This window comes from Anaerobacillus sp. ABD4_527 (genome assembly GCF_056160805.1).
The window spans coordinates 1-956 of the sequence record NZ_JBSWXZ010000015.1 but is presented as its reverse complement, the minus strand read 5'-3'; the positions used below and the strand labels follow the sequence as shown (position 1 = coordinate 956).

The window sequence follows — 956 nt, the reverse complement described above, 5'->3', positions numbered from 1 at the left end:
TTGCATGGCGTTTCGTTCAGTTTTCAAAGATCGATTTGTTTCTTTCAATGTCGTTTTCAGCGACTTTATTAATGTAACACATTAACTTGTCCGAAGTCAACATCTTTTTAAAAGAAAATTTGGTGGAGCCTAGCGGGATCGAACCGCTGACCTCCTGCGTGCAAGGCAGGCGCTCTCCCAGCTGAGCTAAGGCCCCATTATATAAGTGGTCGGGAAGACAGGATTTGAACCTGCGACCCCTTGGTCCCAAACCAAGTGCTCTGCCAAGCTGAGCTACTTCCCGACTATAATGTTAAAATGGCGCGCCCGAGAGGAGTCGAACCCCTAACCTTCTGATCCGTAGTCAGACGCTCTATCCAATTGAGCTACGGGCGCATATGAATTTTATTAAAGTGGAGCGGAAGACGGGATTCGAACCCGCGACCCCCACCTTGGCAAGGTGGTGTTCTACCACTGAACTACTTCCGCAATTGGTGCGGGTGAAGGGACTCGAACCCCCACGTCGTAAGACACTAGATCCTAAGTCTAGCGCGTCTGCCAATTCCGCCACACCCGCAAAAAACATGGTGAGCCATGAAGGACTCGAACCTTCGACCCTCTGATTAAAAGTCAGATGCTCTACCAACTGAGCTAATGGCTCTTTTCAATAGAAAAGATGGTGCCGGCCAGAGGACTTGAACCCCCAACCTACTGATTACAAGTCAGTTGCTCTACCAATTGAGCTAGACCGGCAAATGGTTATGTAATTTAACATTTGAGCCCTTCGGGCAAAAAAATAAATGGTGGAGGATGACGGGCTCGAACCGCCGACCCTCTGCTTGTAAGGCAGATGCTCTCCCAGCTGAGCTAATCCTCCACTATCTAAGCCTAGCGACGTCCTACTCTTGCAGGGGGAGAGCCCCCAACTACCATCGGCGCTGAAGAGCTTAACTTCCGTGTTCGGCATGGGAACGGGT

At 50.1% G+C, this 956-nt stretch carries 8 tRNA genes and 1 rRNA gene; all 9 read right to left on the bottom strand.

Going from position 1 to position 956, the window contains the following annotated elements:
* Window positions 1-120: 120 nt before the first annotated feature.
* Window positions 121-196 (bottom strand) — tRNA-Ala (locus ACXAHI_RS20985).
* Window positions 197-206: 10 nt separating this feature from the next.
* Window positions 207-283, bottom strand: a tRNA-Pro gene (locus ACXAHI_RS20980).
* 15 nt (window positions 284-298) lie between these two features.
* A tRNA-Arg gene (locus tag ACXAHI_RS20975) sits at window positions 299-375 on the bottom strand.
* An 18-nt stretch (window positions 376-393) separates the two neighbouring features.
* Window positions 394-468: transfer RNA gene (locus ACXAHI_RS20970), tRNA-Gly, on the bottom strand.
* 3 nt (window positions 469-471) lie between these two features.
* A tRNA-Leu gene (locus ACXAHI_RS20965) sits at window positions 472-556 on the bottom strand.
* Between the two features lie 8 nt (window positions 557-564).
* Window positions 565-640: transfer RNA gene (locus ACXAHI_RS20960), tRNA-Lys, on the bottom strand.
* 16 nt (window positions 641-656) lie between these two features.
* Window positions 657-732, bottom strand: a tRNA-Thr gene (locus tag ACXAHI_RS20955).
* 48 nt (window positions 733-780) lie between these two features.
* Window positions 781-856: transfer RNA gene (locus tag ACXAHI_RS20950), tRNA-Val, on the bottom strand.
* A 9-nt stretch (window positions 857-865) separates the two neighbouring features.
* Window positions 866-956: ribosomal RNA gene (gene rrf / locus ACXAHI_RS20945) — 5S ribosomal RNA — on the bottom strand; the annotation flags it as partial.